Source organism: Streptomyces sp. HUAS YS2, from assembly GCF_033343995.1.
Taxonomy (GTDB): Bacteria; Actinomycetota; Actinomycetes; order Streptomycetales; family Streptomycetaceae; genus Streptomyces; species Streptomyces solicathayae.
In genome coordinates, this window is the sequence record NZ_CP137573.1 from 7361784 (window position 1) to 7379326 (window position 17543).

General features: G+C 71.6%; 15 protein-coding genes. 8 read left to right on the forward strand and 7 right to left on the reverse strand.

Annotated elements, in window-relative coordinates; all coding sequences use genetic code 11:
- Positions 1-104 precede the first annotated feature (104 nt).
- On the forward strand, positions 105-1631 hold the full coding sequence (locus R2D22_RS33645; protein ID WP_318110138.1) for a TerD family protein: 1527 nt from the start codon (positions 105-107) through the stop codon (positions 1629-1631).
- A gap of 24 nt (positions 1632-1655) precedes the next feature.
- On the opposite strand, the gene R2D22_RS33650 is transcribed toward R2D22_RS33645, so the two are convergent.
- Entirely contained in the window at positions 1656-2246 is a 591-nt protein-coding gene (locus R2D22_RS33650) for a TetR/AcrR family transcriptional regulator (RefSeq protein ID WP_318108943.1), read from the reverse strand.
- A 123-nt stretch (positions 2247-2369) separates the two neighbouring features.
- Between R2D22_RS33650 and R2D22_RS33655 the strand changes: the two genes are divergently transcribed.
- Positions 2370-3290 carry a TIGR03620 family F420-dependent LLM class oxidoreductase gene (locus R2D22_RS33655; protein ID WP_318108945.1) on the forward strand — a complete coding sequence of 307 codons (921 nt, stop codon included), beginning with the start codon at positions 2370-2372 and terminating at the stop codon, positions 3288-3290.
- A gap of 54 nt (positions 3291-3344) precedes the next feature.
- Here the strand turns inward: R2D22_RS33655 and R2D22_RS33660 are convergent, their stop codons facing one another.
- Positions 3345-4472, reverse strand: a complete 1128-nt coding sequence (locus tag R2D22_RS33660; RefSeq protein ID WP_318108946.1) for an NADH:flavin oxidoreductase — start codon at positions 4470-4472, stop codon at positions 3345-3347.
- Between the two features lie 115 nt (positions 4473-4587).
- Here R2D22_RS33660 and R2D22_RS33665 point away from each other — a divergent pair, with 115 nt between their 5' ends.
- Entirely contained in the window at positions 4588-5022 is a 435-nt protein-coding gene (locus R2D22_RS33665; protein WP_475638841.1) for a MarR family transcriptional regulator, read from the forward strand.
- Positions 5023-5065: 43 nt separating this feature from the next.
- Here R2D22_RS33665 and R2D22_RS33670 read toward each other — a convergent pair whose 3' ends face one another.
- Together R2D22_RS33670 and R2D22_RS33675 are read right to left on the reverse strand one after the other, a co-directional pair.
- Complete coding sequence (locus R2D22_RS33670) at positions 5066-6088, reverse strand: metallophosphoesterase family protein (RefSeq protein ID WP_318108948.1); 1023 nt, start codon at positions 6086-6088, stop codon at positions 5066-5068.
- A 144-nt stretch (positions 6089-6232) separates the two neighbouring features.
- Positions 6233-8380, reverse strand: coding sequence for an MMPL family transporter (locus R2D22_RS33675; RefSeq protein ID WP_318108950.1), 2148 nt, complete (start codon positions 8378-8380; stop codon positions 6233-6235).
- A 119-nt stretch (positions 8381-8499) separates the two neighbouring features.
- Here R2D22_RS33675 and R2D22_RS33680 point away from each other — a divergent pair, with 119 nt between their 5' ends.
- The 3 genes from R2D22_RS33680 to R2D22_RS33690 all read left to right on the forward strand — a co-directional run bounded on the left by R2D22_RS33680 (position 8500) and on the right by R2D22_RS33690 (position 13154).
- On the forward strand, positions 8500-9312 hold the full coding sequence (locus R2D22_RS33680; RefSeq protein ID WP_318108951.1) for an AfsR/SARP family transcriptional regulator: 813 nt from the start codon (positions 8500-8502) through the stop codon (positions 9310-9312).
- 83 nt (positions 9313-9395) lie between these two features.
- A complete protein-coding gene (locus R2D22_RS33685; RefSeq protein WP_318108953.1) occupies positions 9396-11228 on the forward strand; it encodes a glycoside hydrolase family 15 protein in 1833 nt (610 codons plus the stop codon).
- Positions 11229-11696: 468 nt separating this feature from the next.
- Entirely contained in the window at positions 11697-13154 is a 1458-nt protein-coding gene (locus R2D22_RS33690; RefSeq protein WP_318108955.1) for a hypothetical protein, read from the forward strand.
- A gap of 69 nt (positions 13155-13223) precedes the next feature.
- On the opposite strand, the gene R2D22_RS33695 is transcribed toward R2D22_RS33690, so the two are convergent.
- From R2D22_RS33695 to R2D22_RS33705, 3 genes are all read right to left on the reverse strand, one after another.
- Positions 13224-13796, reverse strand: coding sequence for an antibiotic biosynthesis monooxygenase (locus R2D22_RS33695; RefSeq protein ID WP_318108957.1), 573 nt, complete (start codon positions 13794-13796; stop codon positions 13224-13226).
- A 108-nt stretch (positions 13797-13904) separates the two neighbouring features.
- Positions 13905-14249, reverse strand: a complete 345-nt coding sequence (locus R2D22_RS33700) for a GNAT family N-acetyltransferase (protein ID WP_318108959.1) — start codon at positions 14247-14249, stop codon at positions 13905-13907.
- A gap of 25 nt (positions 14250-14274) precedes the next feature.
- A complete protein-coding gene (locus tag R2D22_RS33705; RefSeq protein WP_318108960.1) occupies positions 14275-15198 on the reverse strand; it encodes a pirin family protein in 924 nt (307 codons plus the stop codon).
- 110 nt (positions 15199-15308) lie between these two features.
- Here R2D22_RS33705 and R2D22_RS33710 point away from each other — a divergent pair, with 110 nt between their 5' ends.
- Both R2D22_RS33710 and R2D22_RS33715 read left to right on the forward strand, forming a co-directional pair.
- Entirely contained in the window at positions 15309-15809 is a 501-nt protein-coding gene (locus tag R2D22_RS33710) for a carboxymuconolactone decarboxylase family protein (RefSeq protein ID WP_411977108.1), read from the forward strand.
- A 196-nt stretch (positions 15810-16005) separates the two neighbouring features.
- Positions 16006-17532, forward strand: a complete 1527-nt coding sequence (locus tag R2D22_RS33715) for an MFS transporter (RefSeq protein ID WP_318108961.1) — start codon at positions 16006-16008, stop codon at positions 17530-17532.
- Positions 17533-17543: the final 11 nt, after the last annotated feature.

Below are 17543 nucleotides of genomic sequence, written 5' to 3' on the forward strand. Positions count from 1 at the left end.
GGACGATCTCAAGCAGGTGCGGGACGACCTGGGCGTTTCCGTATTGCCGCACCGGGGCGTGGACCGGACTGGGAGCGGCGTGCCAGCATGACGCGGTGACGCAGATGATCAAGGGGGAGAACCTGCCGGTCCCCGGGCAGGAGTGGCGGATCGAGGTCGGCCGGCAGGCGGCCGGCGAGGGGGTGCCGGAGGTGGCGGTCTTCGCGCTGCTCCTGGACGCCGCCGGCAAGGCCGTCCAACACATCGTCCTCGAACGGGCCGGCGCAGTGGACGACCGCTCCGTCGATCGGCTGGACCTCGACACCGAGCGTGTCGGATCGGACGTCCGGCGCATCGTGATCGTTGCCGTCGGCCGGAACGGCACGCTCGGACAGGTGCCCGGCCTGTCGGTGCGGACGCTGAGCGCCGTGACCGGAGAGCAACTCGCCCTGTACGAGATCGACGACGCGACCACCGAGTCGGCGCTCGTTCTCGGCGAGTACTACCGGCGCGACGGTGGCTGGAAGTTCCGCGCGATGGGCGAGGGCTATGACGCGGGGCTCGTGGCGCTGGCGGAGGACTTCGGCATCTCGGTGCCGACTCCGGCCCCGGGCGGGCCGGGGCCGGTGGAGCTTCCGCACGGGGCCGTGGGCAAGGTTGCGGGCCCGGCCGCGCCGGGGCCGGTGGAGCTTCCACGCGGGGCCGTGGGCAAGTCCTCTGGGCCGGCTGCTGATACGGAGTGGGGGCAGGGCTCGGGTTCGGCCCTGGGCCAGGGGCACGGCGGCGGCTCGGGACCGACGGAGGGCGAGGCTCAGGCGCACGGCCGGGGCCCGCATGCACCGCATGCCTCCGCCCAGGCCCAGTCCGAGGCCCAGTCCGAGGCCCGGTCCGAGGCCCCGTCCCGGCGCTCGACCCAGAGCTCGCCCGAGGCTCCGTCCCGGCGGCCCGGAGCGATTTCGGTGGTTCCCTCGCCGACCCCGTCGCCCGAGGCGGTCGCCGCCGCCGGGATCCTCGGTGGGGAGTTCGACGACATCGTGTACAGCGGGCGGGGCAGCGCCAAGTTCGCCATGGACACGACCCCGCCGCCGGGTTACGTCCTGGTCGACTTCGCCAGGACGGGCAAGGGCCACTTCGACCTGGACTCCATCGACTGGAACGGCAGGGAGGCCGTCGACCTCGGGGACTGGAGCACGTCCCACCGGTTCGAGCGGCGGGCGATGTGGTGCGACAGCCTGTACCCGCTGCGCTTCCGCGTCAGCTGCGACGACAGCGACGAGTGGACGATCGTGATCCGGCCCGTGAGCACGGTGCGCGTGCTCGGCGAGGCGGCCACCGGCCGGGGCTCCGAGGTGCTGCTCCACACGGGTCCCGCCGGCGAGTTGGTCTCCCGTTTGAGTCCGACGGAGACAACCGGGTCCGTGCGTGTAGAGGGGTACGAGCCCCGTCGCCCCGGTGCCCCCACCAGGTACCCGGTCACGCTGGCGTACGAGTCCGGCCGGAGCCCGAGGGACGCGCGAGAGCTCCCGGAGGGGCCGCTGCTCGTGGCGGTCGTCCAAGGTGCGGGCGACTGGTCGCTGGAGGTCCGTCCCCCCGGGAGCGTCCCGCCCCAGGAGGAGCGCCGCGGCTTCTGGCGCCGCATCCGCGGGTCCTAGATCCGCCGCCGTCCCGTCCGATGTTCAGGCGGGACGAGGCGCCGCGTGCACCGCGTCCAGGGCCAGTTCGAGCAGTCGGCCGGGCTGGGCGGCGTCCTCGACGCGCACCGTGGCCAGCGCGATTCCCACCACCAGTTGCACGAGGTCATCGGGGGCCAGATCGCCCCGGGCCGTTCCCGAGCGCTGAGCCCGGACGAGGAGGGCGGCGGCCGCGTCCTCGATCCGCCGGTGGCAGTCCAGACCCAGCGTCTCCGGTTCGTCGAGCAGGAGCGAACCGCCCAGGCCTTGGTTGACCCGGGCGTGCTCCAGGAAGGCCCGGAGCCACTCGGCGAGTGCCCGGTCGGGGGAGTCGGCGGTCAGCAGCCGCTCGGCATGCCCGCAGAGCGTGTCGATCCGGTCCCTGAGCACCGCCGCCAGCAGGGTCTGGCGGTTGGGGAAGTTCCGGTAGAGGGTGCCGGGCCCGACGCCCGCGCGCTGGGCGATCTCGTTCAGCGACGCCTCGGGGCCGGACTCGGTGAAGACCGCGCGGGCGGCGTCGACCAGGCGCTCGCGGTTGCGGCGTGCGTCCGAGCGGCGCGGCGCCTCGGGCCCGGGCCGGCTGTGTGCGGGCGTCATCGTGTCCTCCTCTCCCACCGCTCGCGTCGCGGCGGGCCGGGGTAGCCAAGCGGAGAGCTTCTCCGTATCGTACCGGAGTGATACCGGAGAGGTTCTCCGGTACGTTCGTCCAGGGGGCATGTGATGACGCGTGACGCACGGGGTGAGCTGGGCCGGGTCGGGATCTGGACCTTCGCCTTCGAAGGGCAGAGTGCCGGGCGGGTCCGCGAAGCCGCGGCGGAGGTCGAGGAGTTGGGCTACGGAGCCATCTGGTACGGGGAGGCGTTCGGACGCGACACCGTGGGGCAGGGCTGGCTGCTGCTGTCGGCGACCCGGCGCATCGTGGTCGCCTCGGGGATCGCCAACATCGCCTTCCGGGACCCGATCGCCATGGCGACCGCGGAGCGAACCCTCGGGGAGGCGTTCCCCGGCCGCTATCTGCTGGGACTGGGCGGACACCGGGTGGACGACACGGTCCACCATCTCGACGGCTACCCGATGCCGGCCCGGGGCAGGGCGGTGACCACCATGGGCGGATACCTGGACGCGATGGACGCGGTCCCGGCCCACGGCCCCGTGCCCGACCCGACGCCGCGCCGGGTACTGGCCGCACTGGGTCCGAAGATGCTGCGGCTCGCCGGCGAACGCACCTGGGGCGCCCACTCGTACTTCGTGTCCGCCGAACACACTGCCCGGGCCCGCGAGATCATGGGCCCGGACGCCTTCCTCGGCGTCGAGCAGGCCGTGGTCCTGGACACCGACCGCGCGCGGGCCCGTGAACTGGCCACGGCGCACGTCGCGGGGTACGTCTCCTCGGCACCCCACCAGGAGGTGAACGTGCGTCGCCTCGGCTTCGGCGACGACGACATCATCGGCGGCCCGAGCAGGCGACTGGTCGACGCCATCACGGCCTACGGCGACGTCGACGCGGTGCGCGAACGCGTCCGGCGTCATCTCGACGCCGGCGCCGACCACGTCTGCCTGCAGGTTCTGACCGCCGATCCGGCGGTGCTCCCGGTGCCGCAGTGGCGAGAGCTGGCCCCGGCGCTCCTGTCGCGCGGCTGACGGCGCCTGCGCCGACGTGGGCGGCGCCCGATGCGACGCCCACGTCCAGGTGTCCTAGCTCAGCGTCCGCATGGCCGCGGCGTCGTACGGCTTCAGCTCGTCGGTCCGCCCCGCGAGGACCTTGGACGCCCACTCCGGGTCCTGGAGCAGGGCGCGGCCGACGGCGACCAGGTCGAACTCGTCGCGTTCCAGGCGGTCGAGGAGGTTGTCGAGGCTGCCGAGCTCGGCGCCCTTGCCCGCGAAGGCGTGGATGAAGTCGCCGTCGAGGCCGACCGAGCCCACCGTGATGGTGGGCCTGCCGGTGAGCTTCTTGGTCCAGCCGGCCAGGTTCAGGTCCGAACCCTCGAACTCCGGGAGCCAGTAGCGGCGGGTGGAGGCGTGGAAGGCGTCGACGCCCGCTGCGGCGAGCGGCGTCAGGATCGCCTCCAGCTCCTGCGGGGTCTCGGCGAGCCTCGCGTCGTAGGCCTCCTGCTTCCACTGGGAGTAGCGGAAGATCACCGGGAAGTCGGGCGAGACGGCTGCGCGGACCGCGGCCACGATCTCGGCCGCGAACCGCGTGCGGGCCACGGAGTCGCCGCCGTAGGCATCCGTGCGGCGGTTCGTCCGCGTCCAGAGGAACTGGTCGAGGAGGTAGCCGTGGGCACCGTGCAGCTCGACGCCGTCGAAGCCGATGCGCTCGGCGGCCGCGGCGGCCTCGGCGAAGGCGCCGATGACGTCGTCCAGGTCGCGCTGGGTCATCGCCTTGCCGGCACCCTCGGTGCCGTCGACGCGGATGCCGGAGGGGCCGACCGCGGGGGCGTCGGCGTAGGGTGCGTCGCCCTGGTTGCGCACCATGCCGATGTGCCACAGCTGCGGGACGATCGTGCCGCCCTCCGCGTGCACGGCCTCGGCGACCTTCGCCCACCCCGCCAGCTGCTCCTCGCCGTGGAACCGCGGCACACGATCGCTCTGCCCGGCGGACTCGTGGCCGACGTAGGTCCCCTCGGTGACGATCAGGCCGACGCCGGCGGCCGCGCGGCGGGCGTAGTAGGACCGCACGTCCTCGCCGGGAACGCCGCCGGGGGAGAACATGCGCGTCATCGGCGCCATCACGATGCGGTTCGGGACGGTCAGGCCGTTCAGCGCGACGGGCCGGGACAGGATCTCGGCCGCGCGGGAGGCGGGGGACGCGGTGACGGTCACGGGAACGCTCCTCGTAGCTACTTGACAACCTTGATGCTTGAGAACGTCAAGCAGTGACAGGACGGTAGAGGTAGATATTTGAGATAGTCAAGTTTCTCCGGGTACAGTGGCTCGCATGGCAGAAGCACCCCACGTCGGCACGGCCCAGCTCATGGAGGTGCTCTCGATGTCGCTCGGCGCCTACTACGGCGACTTCACGGTCGCGGCGGCGAGTGAGAACCTCACGGCGAGCCAGGGCAGGGCCCTGACCGTGCTGCGCCGGGGACCGGCCGCCATGCGCGCCCTGGCCCAGAACCTGGCCTGCGACGCCTCCAACGTGACTGGGATCATCGACCGGCTGGAGAAGCGCGGCCTCGTGCGCCGCGAGGCCAGTGCGTCCGACCGACGGGTCAAGAACCTGGTCCTCACGGCCGAGGGCGAGCGTGTCACCGACGCTATCCGCGCGAAGATGCACGTCACGCAGGAGGGCCTCGACAGTCTCAGCGCCGAGGACCGGGACCGCCTGCACGCCCTGCTGGAACGCGCCTTCGTCTCCCGTCCCGTCGCCTGACCGGGGTGACCCGCGACGGCTGCCTACCGTGGGCGGTGGCGGGTCACATGGTGGTCGACAGCGGGACCGTGATCTGCTTCAGCCACGTCCCGGCCGCGAAGTCGCGCGCCTTGATCACGACGCTGTGACGGAACACCTCGACCTGCAGGCCCTGGTTGAACGTGCCCGGGACCGAGGCCTCTCCACCCTGGCCGTTGTCGGTGTAACCGGTCTGGACCGCGCCCGTGTTGATCACGGAGAAGCCGTCGAGATTGGCGGTGCCCGGGACGACTCTGCGCGCGTACCAGTCGGACAGGCCGAGGTCCCAGTGCGTGTGCCCGCTGAACAGGAACACGTCGCGGTGGCGTCCGAGTATGCCCAAGAGTCGTTCCGCCTGCAGGTAGTCCCGCATGTACAGCTTGTTGCGGGTGCCGGAGACGGTGTTGGGCAGCGGGTGGTGGGTGATCACCATGACGGGCCTGCGCAGCCGTGCCCAGTGCGCCAGGCGGTCCTCCAGCCAGGCGAACTGCTCGTCGCTGAGCCAGACTTCGTCCCACAGCGTGGGGTCGTGGTAGTGCATGTACTTCTCGGTGCCGATGCTCAGCACCGGGATGCCGCCGAACGAGTGCTCGGCGTAGACCTTGTTGCGTCCCGCGAAGTTGTAGAAGCTGCGGAAGAGCGAGTCCTCGGTGGTGCCGTTGGGCCAGGTCGCCTGGGACAGCGTGGTGGGGCTGCTCCACTTGGGTACGTAGAACTCGTGGTTGCCGATGGCCCACGCGACCGTCTCCGGGTGGCTGTGCCTCCCGAACTCCGCCTTGACCGCGGCGTACTCGGCGTCGTAGCCGCGCGGGGTGATGTCACCCGCGATGGCGATCCCGGCGCTGCGCGGATTGGTGACGGCCATGTCCTTCAGCGCCACTCCGAGGTCGCCGAGGTCGCCCTGGATGTCGCTGATGACGTTGAACGCGGTGACGGGCCGTCCGGCCGCCGGCCCGGCCGCGGGAGCGGCGACCGCCGGCGTCCGAACGACGGTGACCGAGGTCACCGCGCCGGCGGCAGCGGAGGTGAGGAGGGATCTGCGATCCATGGAGGTCCTTCCGGTGTGCGGGGCCGACGGTGACGACACCGAGGTGACGACACCGCCGGCCCCTTTGGGCTAGACCCGTTATGAATAGAGCGCCGCTCAAACCTGCGGCCGGACGTGGCATGTCGAGCATGTGAACGCCGCGGGTCACGCCGGCGCGCCCCGTGGCGTCTCGCTCAGGCCGAAGCGGCGGTGGGCGCGGCGCAGCGGCCCCGGTGCCCACCAGTTGGCGCGGCCCGCGAGCCGCATGGTCACCGGCAGGAGGACGACGCGGATGAGCGTGGCGTCGACCAGGACCGCGAGCGCGGTGCCGACGCCGAGTTCCTTGAGGAAGACGACGCCGCCGGTCGCGTACGCGGCGAAGCTCAGGGCGAGGATGCCGGCGGCGGCCGTGATCAGCGGGGCGCTGCGACGGATGCCGGTCACGACGGCCCGCTCGGTGTCGCCGGTGCGCTCGTACTCCTCCTTGATCCGGGCCAGCAGGAACACCTCGTAGTCCATGGACAGGCCGTAGACGACGCAGAACATCAGCACGGGAATGCTCGGTTCGATGGAGCCCGTGGGCGTGAACCCGAGCACTGTGGCGAAGTGGCCGTCCTGGAAGACGTACACCAGGCATCCGAACATCACGGACAGGCTGAGCAGGTTCAGCACCGTCGCCTTGGCGGGCAGCAGCACGCTGCCGGTGAGAAGGAACAGGATGACGAAGGTCGAGGCCAGAATCAGGATGACCACGAGCGGCAGCCGGTCGAGGAGGGTGGTGCGGAAGTCGGTGGTCTCGGCGGGGTAGCCACCGACCAGCACGTCCGGGCTCCCCGGCGGACCGTCCGTGGTGCGGATGCGTTCGACGAACGCCGGGACGTCTCCGTACATCGCCTCCTGCGTGGGGACGACGGCGAGCAGGGCCGCGCCACTCTTCCCGTACTCGGGCGGCTCGACGCGGAAGACCCCCGGAACGCGAGCGAGTTCGGCGGCGTACGCGGCGACCGCGCGCCGGTCCACCGGCGCGGGGACGACGACCTGGACGGTGTCGGTCGGTTCGGCGGCGAACTCCCGGTGGACGGTCTCGGAGACCGTACGGGACGAAGCACCGGCCGGCAGCGTGCGCTCGTCGGGCAGCCCGAACCGCAGGCCGAGCACGGGTGAGGCGGCGAGCAGCAGGACGCCGAGGACCGCGGCGCCGCTCAGCGCGGGGCGACGCAGGGCACGCAGAACGATCCGGTGCCACAGTCCGCTCGCCGCGGGTGGGGTGGCGCGTTCCATGCGGTGGCCCCACCGGGCGAGAGCGGCGGGCAGGACGAGGACGGCGCCGCCGACCGCCGTCAGGACGACGAGGATGCCCGCGTAGGCGAAGGAGCTGAGGAAGAAGAACGGGAAGACGAGCAGCGCGGAGAGCGACACGGCGACGGTGACGCCGCTGAAGATCACGGTCCGCCCGGCCGCCGCGGTCGCCCGGACGACGGCCTCGGGCTGGGCGTGGCCGGCGATGCGTTCCTCGCGGTAGCGGGTGATGACGAAGAGGCTGTAGTCGATGCCCAGACCTATCCCCAGCACGAGCGCGATGTTGGCGGCGAACGTGGAGACCTGGGTGAACTGCGCCAGGAGGCGCAGTCCGGCGAGCGTGCCGACGACGGCGAGCAGCCCGGTGCCGACCGTGATCAGCGCGGCCGCGGTACGACGGTAGACGAGGATCAGCAGCAGGACGACGGCGGGCAGGACGAGTGCCTCGGCGGTGAGGAAGTCGGTGCGGGCCTGCTCGCCGACCTGGCGGGAGATCTCCTCCTGTCCGCCGACCCGGACGGTGAGTTCGGGTGTGGTGCGGGTCAGGAGCGGGGAGAGTGCGGCGAGTTGGGCGCGGGTCGCGGTGGCGGTGCCTTCGAGGCGGGCGAGGATCAGGCCACGGCGGCCGTCCTCGGACCGCAGCGCGGGGCTTCGGTCGTCCCAGTACGCGTGGGTGTCGGTGACGTGGGGCAGGGCGGCGACCTCGGCGACGAGGGCGCGTGCGGCCCGGTCGGCGGCCGGGGCGTCGACGTCGCCGCGCCGGGCGGTGACGAGGAGGGCCAGGTTGGGGTTGCCGGTCCTGAAGTCCTCGCGCAGCATTCGGGCTGCCTCGACGGACTCGGTACCGGGGGCGTCCCAGCGGGCGAGGTCGAGATCGGCCTGGGCGCCGGCGCCGTAGGCGCCCAGACCGAGGAAGAGGAGCAGGGCGGTGAGGAGCACGGCACGGCTGCGGCGCACGGCGAGGGCGCCGAGGCGGGCCAGGGGGCCGGGAATCGTAGGCGGTTCTTGCTGCATGGGACCAGGCTCGGACGGCGCGCTGACCAGCCGCTGGAACGCCCGCTGGAACGCCGCTGGAAGATCCGCTGGAAGGCTCCACTCGGGGCCCGGGCCGGGGCGGGGGTTAGGCTCGGCGCATGGCCGCCCACACGATCCGCTTCGAACTCCTCGGTCCCTTGCGGGCCTTGCGCGGGCAGGAGGAACTCCCGCTCGGGCCGCCGATGCAGCGGACCGTCCTCGCCGTGCTCCTGCATCTCGACGGGAAGTCCATGTCGTTCGGGGGTCTCGTCGACGCCGTCTGGGGCGCCGAGCCGCCCGCACACGTGCGAAACCTCGTCCAGAAGTACGTCTCCGGGCTGCGCCGCGCCCTGCGCGATGACGGCGCGGGCGCCGGCACCGTCACCGAACTGGTGTGGACGGGGAGCGGGTACCGCCTGTGCGGAGCCCGGATCGACGACCTGCACGACCGGCGGGAGTTGGTGCGGGCCGCCGTCGCGGCACGCGACCTGGGTGATCTCGGCCGCGCCGGAGAACTGGCCGGTGCGGCCGAGGCGCTGTGGCGCGGCGAGTACGCGGAGGGTCTGGCCGGGCCGTATCTGGAGGCCGAGCGGCGCCGGTGGGCGGAGAAGCGGATGCTCGTCCTGGAGGCGCGCCTGGAGGGCGGGATCGCGCTGGGCCGGTACGAGGAGTGCGTCCATGAGCTCGTACGGCTGGTGGCGGCGCATCCGCTGCGGGAGCGGCCGGTTGCGCTGCTGATGCTGGCGCTGTACCGGAACGGGCGCTCCTCCGACGCCCTCCTCGCGTACGAGGAGGCCCGGCGACGGATCGCGGAGACGATGGGCGCGGATCCGGGGCCGGCCCTGCGCGCGCTCCACGAGCGGATCCTGCGGCAGGATCCGGCGCTCCTGGGCGGGGTCCAGGAGATGATCGGCGGCGCGGCCGTCGCCTGACGACGAGGGCCCGGGACGATCTACCATGAAAGACAGGGTCTTCTCGATCCTCGTACCTGCCCGCAGCGGTAGGGAGGCTCGGCATGGAATTCGGGAACGGATCCGTCCGGGCGGACGGCTCACGCTACGTGCCGATCTCCGAGCACGGCCTGATCGGTGATCTCCGCACCGCCGCGCTCGTGGGGACCGACGGCACGATCGACTGGTACTGCTGTCCGCGCTTCGACTCACCGAGCGTGTTCGCGTCCATCCTCGACGCCGACCGGGGCGGATCGTGGGAGCTGGCCGCCGACGTGCCGGCCCGGACGCGCCAGTTCTACTTCCCCGACACCAACGTGCTGATCACCCGGTTCTACGCCGCGGACGGCGTGGCGGAGATCCAGGACTTCCTGCCGATCGTCCACGAGTCGCGCGAGGCGGCCCGGCACCGGCTGATCCGGCGTGTCATCTGCGTCCGCGGAAACCTTCCGTTCCGCGCGCGGATAGCCCCCCGCTTCGGCTACGGCGCCGAGCCGCACACGGTACGCGCGCAGGCCCAAGAGGCCGTCTTCGAGTCCTCGTCGCTCTCTCTGGCGCTGACCGCCACCGCGCCGCTCGAATGCGACGGCACCGACGTGTGGTCGCGATTCAAGCTCCTCGAGGGCGAGTCCGTGGTGTTCGCCCTCGACCGGATCACCGACGACGTCCACCCTCGGGCCTGCCCGCGCTCCGAGGCGGAGGAGCAGTTCCAGGCCACGGTCAAGTTCTGGAGCCACTGGCTCGGTCAATCGCGCTACCGCGGCCGCTGGCGGGAGATGGTGCACCGCTCCGCGCTGGCGCTGAAGCTGCTCACCTACGCGCCGACCGGCGCGATCGTGGCCGCGCCGACGACCAGCCTGCCCGAGCAGGTCGGTGGCGAGCGCAACTGGGACTACCGGTACGTGTGGGTCCGCGACGCCGCCTTCTGCGTCTACGCCATGCTCCGGCTGGGCTTCACCTCCGAGGCCGAGGCCTTCATGGGTTTCCTCTCCGACCGGGGCATCATGCAGGGCCCCGGCCCCACCGGTCCGCTGCAGATCATGTACGGCATCGACGGCCGCAGGGACCTGCCCGAGTCCGAGCTGCTTCACCTCGAGGGGCACCTGGGGTCCGCTCCCGTGCGGGTGGGGAACGCCGCCACCAAGCAGCTCCAGCTGGACATCTACGGAGCGCTGATCGATTCCGTCTACCTGTACGACAAGTGGGGGCAGCCCATCAGCAGTGGGCACTGGGACGAGGTCGGCGCGGTGGTGGACTGGCTCTGCGACCACTGGGACCAGCCCGACGAGGGCATCTGGGAGACCCGGGGCGGCCGGAGGGACTACGTCTACTCGCGCCTGATGTGCTGGGTGGCGATCGAACGGGGCATCCGGATGGCCAACCGGCGCGGTCTGCCGGCCGACCTTCCGCGCTGGCGGCAGAGCCGGGACGCGATCTACCGGCAGATCATGCGCGAGGGCTGGTCGGCCGAGCGCGGCGCGTTCGTCCAGGCGCTGGACGAGGACGTGCTCGACGCCGCCGTGCTGATGATGCCGATGGCCAAGTTCATCTCGCCCACCGACCCCAAGTGGCTCGCGACGCTCGACGCGCTCACCACGGATCTGGTCTCCGACTCCCTTGTCTACCGCTACGACCCGGAGGCCAGCCCGGACGGCCTGCGGGGTTCCGAGGGCACGTTCTCGATCTGCTCCTTCTGGTACGTCGAGGCGCTCACCCGCGCCGGACGCCTGGAGGAGGCCCGGCTGGCCTTCGAGAAGATGCTGACCTACGCCAACCACCTCGGTCTCTATGCCGAGGAGATCGGCCGGACCGGAGAGCAACTCGGCAACTTCCCGCAGGCGTTCACGCACCTCTCGCTGATCAGCGCCGCCTTCAACCTCGACCGCGCCCTCGGTTGAGTCCCCCGGCCCGCACGCCGCCGCCGGGACCGGTTCCCTGTCCCGGGCCACGGGTTCCCGGCTGCCATCCATAACCCCATGACCTGGGACGTTGCCCCGGAATCAGGGACTCCGGGGCAATGTGTCACATCCCGTTCAACTGAAGGGAGTTGACTGTCGGTCAGACTTGCTTCCGTACATGCGTCCTGAAAGCCTTCGTTCGATCCAGCTGTCGCCGCATCAGCGGCAACAGCAGCAACAACGGAGGCAATTCGCATGTCCCCACGCATGTCCTCAGGCATGTCCCCACGCGTGCCCTCGCGCACGTCCCCTTTCCGAATACACCGGGTGTGGCTGACGGTCGCCACCGCGGCCACGCTGGCGCTGACCTGCCTGAGCGCTCCGGCTCACGCCGCAAAGACTCCTCCGCCTCCTTCGCCGCTGCCCGGATCGTGGCGCCAGGACCCGCGGGCGACGGTGGGTGACGGGGTGCCCGATGCCCCGCGCCTCATGGCGTCGGCGGCCGACCCCGGTGGGGCGGCCGACCCCTCGGGCTTCACTCTGCAGGCCGGCGCGATGAACGGGACGACCGCCGATCGCGTCGCCCGCCTCGACGGCGTCCTGCCCAAGTCGGGCGTGTCGAAGCTCCTTTCCGAGGCCAACCGCGACATCAACACCTCGTCGTGCGCGCGCGACCCGTTCGGTTCGGCGCCCCCTCCGGCCCTCAAGTGGTGCCTGGAGATCGACGATTCGACCTCGCGCGAGTGGATCCCGCAGGCCATGACCGGCGTCTCGGACGCCGCGGACAGTGAGCAGTACGGCGTCGGCAACGACACGAACATCCAGCTCTACGCGTCCTACGACAACTGGGACCCGGGCCGCGACAGCAACGACAACGAGGTCGGCGACTGCAACCCCGACGAGTTGGAGGCGAACGACGCCTGCAACCAGAAGGGCGTGCGGATCTCCTTCGTGCAGCGTCGCGCCGACGGCACGGTGAAGTACCGTCATGTGCTGCTGGGTTGGGCGTACGTGAACAACTCCCAGCACATCTCCTTCGACGGCGTGCACTCCGCCGAGGGCTCCACGGCGCCGGACCCGAAGAACATGCAGAACGGCCTGCACGCGGGCGGCATGGTCTGGTACGGCCATTACCTCTACGTCGCCGACACCCGGAACGGCATCCGGATCTTCGACATGGAGAAGATCATGGATCTGGACCCCAACGGGGACGGCAAGGGCGGTGACGCGATGGGCGCGGACACCGACGGGGTGCAGACCACGTCCGACATCGACGACAAGACCAAGGTCGGCCGCCAGAACAACGTCTGGTACAGCTTCGGCTACCGCTACGTGATGCCGCAGGTGGCGGCCTGGAAGTTCAAGGCCCCGCAGGACAACCCCCTGGGTGAGTTCAAGTGCGTCGACGCCGGCGCCCCGAAGGCGTCCTACCTCTCGCTCGACCGCAGCACGACCCCGGACCGGCTGCTGATGGGTGAGTACTGCCGTCCGGAGAGCGGCTTCATGTCGCCCGGCCGGATCGCCTCGTACCCGGTCAAGTCGCTGGAGAACCGTTCCGGCGAGGTGGCGGCCGAAGGCTGGGCCAACTTCCTGCCGATGACGGACGGTGGCGCCCAGGGTGCGCTGGCGATGGGCGACAAGCTGTACGTCAACCAGAGCAACGGTCACAACGATCCGGGCAACCTGCTGCGGTACAGGTGGAGCAGCGGTGCGCTGGTGTCCAACGGCTCCGCGATCAAGACCGCCACGGGTGCCGAGGACCTCTACTGGGAGCGCGGCGCGCAGCGCCTGTGGTCGGTGTCCGAGCACTACGGCCCGGCGGTGAACGCCGATGCCCTCGAGGACGGGCAGTCGGCGAAGTGCCTGTACCTCGTGTGCGAGCGCGTGCTCTACGCCCACAGCAAGGCGCAGCTCGACGCCCCGTAGTCCCGCTCCGGCCCCCCGGCGAGTGCCGACCCCCGGGCGAGTGCCGGCGACGCCGGCACTCGCCGGGTGTCACGGCGTGAGCCAGTCGCGCAGGAGTCTGCTCACGGCGGGCATCGCCACGTACGTCATGAGCACGTTGAAGACACCGGCGACGACCGCGCTGCTGAGCAGGAGCGGCAGCGCGGTCAGGTGGGGGACGAGGAAGAGGCTGCCGAGCACGGAGATCGGGTAGATCGCCAGGGTCGCGCTGATCGCCATCTTCCAGCGGGGCGGCGCGGGGCGGGTCGAGCCCGGCTTGGCGAACCAGGTCTCCATGCCGGTGAGCTTGCGGCGGGCGATCTCGGTGTGGTGGTGTCCCTGGCAGTCGGCGAACCAGGCGGCCCGCTCGGGCGACTCCTGCCAGATCCGGCAGGCCTCCGCGTCCCGGAAGCGGTGGACGAGGAACCAGGGGGCGTCGCCGCCGGAGGAGCGGAAGAGCCCGTATCCGAGGTGGCCGGGGAAGGTGGCCGCCGTGTCGAGGATGCCCTTCGCCCATACCTCGAAGGCGGCTTCGTGGCCGGGCTCCACCCGGCGGGCTATCAGGAGCGTCACCTCGCCCGCGTCGGCGGGGACGGTGGCGTGCTCAAAGCTGACCGCGGTCACACATACTCCTCGTGATCACGCCGCGCCGGCCCCCACTGTACGCGCCGCCCGCCGGGAGGCGGCCGCCGGAGCCCCGGCGGCCGCTGCCGGGGGCCTCGGCCGGCGCCCCTAGCGCCCCAGCTGGGCGTCGAGCCAGGACAGCACCTCGGGGGTCACCGGGTCGGTGATGTCGGCGAACTCGTCGTGCTTCTTCAGGAACTTGGCCACGTACGGGCACACGGGCACGATTCGCATCCCGGCGGCGCGGACGTCGGTCAGCGCCTGCTCGACGAGGATCGAGGCGAGCCCCTGGCCCGCGTAGGCGTCGTCGATCTCGGTGTGGAAGAAGACCCGGCGGTCGTCGCGGTCGCGGTAGGCGGTCAGGCCGGCGCGGTTGTCGTCGACGAGGATCTCGTAGCGGTGGCGGGCGTCGACGCGACGGACGACGGGGGCGGTGGTGGCCTGCTCGCTCATGATGACGGACCTTTCGGTACGGGGGTCAGTGGTGGGCGGGGTTCTTGCGGGGTGCGATGACGGCGTTCGGAAGGGCCGGGGCGGGCAGCCGCTCGCCGGGATAGCCGTCGACGTGGCCGAAGCGGTCGGAGGCCCGCTCCCATTCCTCCCGTGCCTCGACGACGTCCTGGTGGCTGCGGCCGATGAAGTTCCACCACATGACGATCTCCTCTCCGAAGGGCGGGCCGCCCAGGAGGACCGTCCGGGCCGGACGGTCGGAGGCGTTGGTGAGGGTGAGGGCGGCGCGGCCGGGGGCGGTGTAGCCCAGCTCGGCGGGCTGCAGCACGGTGCCGTCGAGGCGGACGTCGCCCTCGTCGACGAGGAGGCCGTGCTCGAAGTCCGGGTCGACGTCGAGGGTGACGGTGGCTCCGGCGTCGATCAGGATCTCGGCGCCGAGGAGCGGGGTGAAGGTCCGGACGGGGGAGGTCGCGCCGACCAGCGTGCCCAGGAACACCCGGATCTCGGCGCCGTCGACGCGGAAGGACTTCGGGGCGTGGTGCTGGAAGTCGCGCGGGGCGTGGCGGTGCTCGTCGGGCAGCGCCACCCAGAGCTGGACGCCGTGCAGCACGGTGGTGCCGGGCGTGGAGACCTCGGTGTGGCTGATGCCGTGCCCGCCGGTCATGAGGTTGATCTCGCCGGGCCGGACGAAGGCGTGCGTGCCGAGGCTGTCGCGGTGCTCGATCTCACCGCTGAAGAGCCAGCTGACCGTCTGTAGTCCGGTGTGCGGGTGCGGGGCCACGTCCATGCCGCCGGACTCCGAGACCCGGTCGGGGCCGTAGTGGTCGGCGAAGCACCAGGCGCCGATCAGCGTACGGGCCCGCTGCGGCAGGGTGCGCCGTACGGTCATCGCGCGCGGTCCGCCCAGCGGGACGTCCCGGGCGGTGAGGATCTCGATCTCCGTATGATCCATCTCCGGCCCTTCTTCACCATGTAGTTGCGATTTCAACTATCATGGATGATCATAGTCCCGATGGCAAGCCACGACAACACAAGCCAGGACAACAGTCGGAGGAGCACAAGGTGAGCGAGACCGTGCAGGTCACGGCAGCCCGCAGGACGAACGGCCGGGTCTACCTCGACAAGCAGAGCCCCGCCGCGTACCGCGCGCTCGTGGAGACCTCGGACGCCGTCCGCGCGACGGCCGCCGAGGCCGGACTCGACCGGATCCTGATCGAGTTGGTGAACCTGCGCGTCTCCCAGCTCAACGGCTGCGCGTTCTGCCTCGACGTGCACACCCGCGCCGCGCTGCGCGCCGGCGAGACCACGCGGCGCCTGGGCGTGCTGGCCGCCTGGCGGGACACCGAGCTCTTCACCGCCCGCGAGCGCGCGGCCCTCGCCCTCGCCGAAGCCACCACGCACCCCGCCGAGGCCCTCGCCCAGGAGCGGGCGTACGAGGCGGCCCGCGAGGTGCTCGGCGACGACGAGATCTCGGCCGTGATCTGGGTGGCCATCACCATCAACGCCTTCAACCGGGTCTCGATCCTCAGCAAGCACCCGGTACGGGAGACTCCCGCCCGCTGAGCTCCCGCGAGGCCGTGGCGACCGACGAGTCATGCCTGCCCGGGTCACCCGTACGGACCTGTCCGGCGGGACGGGGCGCGGCGACTCCGCCGACCATGGAGTCCCGGTGATCACCAGGGGGCCGGCTGCCCGATCGGACGGTCGCAGTCGGGAGGACTGACATGGTGCACGGCTCGTACCGACGCGGGACCGCGCGGTGACCACCGGCGCCGAGGCCGCGGCGGCCCCCGCGCGAGCGGCGGGCGGGGTACTGGCGGCCACCTGCGTCTCCGCGTTCGTGGTGAACGCGAACACCTCCGCGGTCAGCATTCTGCTGCCGGCCATCAGCGAGGACACCGGCGCCTCCCTGGCCACCCTGCAGTGGGCCGTCACCGGATACTCGCTGGTCGGCGCCGCCGTCATCGTCACGTCGGGCGCCCTCGGCGACATCTTCGGGCGACGCCGCATCTTCATCGGCGGCCTGCTGCTGTTCGTGGCGTCGTGCGTGGTGATCGCGCTGGCCCAGGGGGCCGGGCTCGTGATCGCCGGTCGCGCGATCCAGGGTGCGGCCGGCTCGACCATCCTGGCCTGCGGGCTCAGCCTGCTGTCGGCGGGCATCTCCGGCGAGGCGCAGATGCGTTCGGTGTCGCTGTGGGGAGCCGCCTCGGCGGCCGGCGCCGCCGCCGGGCCGCTGCTCGGCGGTGTACTCGTCGACATCACCGGCTGGCAGGGGCTGTTCTGGATCGACGCGGGCATCGCCGCCGCCTGTGTGCCGCTGACCCTGCGCACCGTGGCGGAATCACGCGACCCGTCGCGTCCGCGCTCCGTCGACCTCCTGGGGACCGCGCTCGTCGCCGCCGTGCTCGTCCCGTTCGTCTTCGCGGTCACCGAGGGCTCCGACTGGGGCTGGCTCAGCGCCCCGACCCTGGTGTGCTTCGTGATCTCGGCGGTGGCGGTGGTCGGCTTCGTGGTGGTGGAGAAGCGGGTGCGCACGCCGTTGATCGACCTGGCACTGCTGCGCAACAAGTACCTCGTCGGCTCGACCGTCGCCATTCTCGTGGTGGCCGGCTGCATCAACGCGATCATGTACATCAGCAGTCTGTACTTCCAGAACCCCCAGGGCCTGGGAATGAGTCCGCTCGAGGCGGGCGTCGCCACCCTGCCCGCGGCGGCCGGCATCGTCGTCACCGCGCCCCTGATCACGCCGTTCGTCGACAAGCTGGGCGCGCGGGCGGTGATCGCCGGAGGTTTCGGGATCGCGACAGCGGCCTTCATCGTGTTCGCCTTCGTGGACGCCTCCTGGGGCTACGCCACGTTCGTCGTCCCGCTGATCGTCCTCGCCGTCGGGCTGGGACTGGCCAACGGCCCCTCGTCCTCCATCGCCACCGCGAGCGTCGCGGGGGACCAGGTCGGCGCGGCCTCCGGGATCTCGAACATGGGCCGCTACGTCGGAGCGGCGGTTCTCACCGCCGTGACGGCAGCGCTTTTCGACTCGGTGTACACCCGCCACCACACCGGCGGGGCCGAGGTGACGGACGCCCTCGCGAGCGGGTTCTCCCGGGCCTCCATCGGGCTCGCACTGTTCTGCGCGTTCGGCGTCGCCCTGGCCCTCCTGGTCGGCCGGATCCGCCCCTCGGGCCCGCCCACGCCCGCCCATTACGCGGCGGCGGCTGCTGCCACCGCCCACACCGTGCCGACCCGGCAAGTGGCCGGGACGGCGGGGGAGGCGGAGGGCGGGCGGTGACGGAGGGGCGG

Excerpts from the sequence above, each read along its gene's own strand:
- R2D22_RS33645 (WP_318110138.1), top strand. The coding sequence starts at position 105 with ATGATCAAGGGGGAGAACCTGCCGGTCCCCGGGCAGGAGTGGCGGATC.
- R2D22_RS33650 (WP_318108943.1), bottom strand. The coding sequence starts at position 2,246 with ATGACGCCCGCACACAGCCGGCCCGGGCCCGAGGCGCCGCGCCGCTCG.
- R2D22_RS33655 (WP_318108945.1), top strand. The coding sequence starts at position 2,370 with ATGACGCGTGACGCACGGGGTGAGCTGGGCCGGGTCGGGATCTGGACC.
- R2D22_RS33665 (WP_475638841.1), top strand. The coding sequence starts at position 4,588 with ATGGCAGAAGCACCCCACGTCGGCACGGCCCAGCTCATGGAGGTGCTC.
- R2D22_RS33670 (WP_318108948.1), bottom strand. The coding sequence starts at position 6,088 with ATGGATCGCAGATCCCTCCTCACCTCCGCTGCCGCCGGCGCGGTGACC.
- R2D22_RS33675 (WP_318108950.1), bottom strand. The coding sequence starts at position 8,380 with ATGCAGCAAGAACCGCCTACGATTCCCGGCCCCCTGGCCCGCCTCGGC.
- R2D22_RS33680 (WP_318108951.1), top strand. The coding sequence starts at position 8,500 with ATGGCCGCCCACACGATCCGCTTCGAACTCCTCGGTCCCTTGCGGGCC.
- R2D22_RS33685 (WP_318108953.1), top strand. The coding sequence starts at position 9,396 with ATGGAATTCGGGAACGGATCCGTCCGGGCGGACGGCTCACGCTACGTG.
- R2D22_RS33700 (WP_318108959.1), bottom strand. The coding sequence starts at position 14,249 with ATGAGCGAGCAGGCCACCACCGCCCCCGTCGTCCGTCGCGTCGACGCC.
- R2D22_RS33705 (WP_318108960.1), bottom strand. The coding sequence starts at position 15,198 with ATGGATCATACGGAGATCGAGATCCTCACCGCCCGGGACGTCCCGCTG.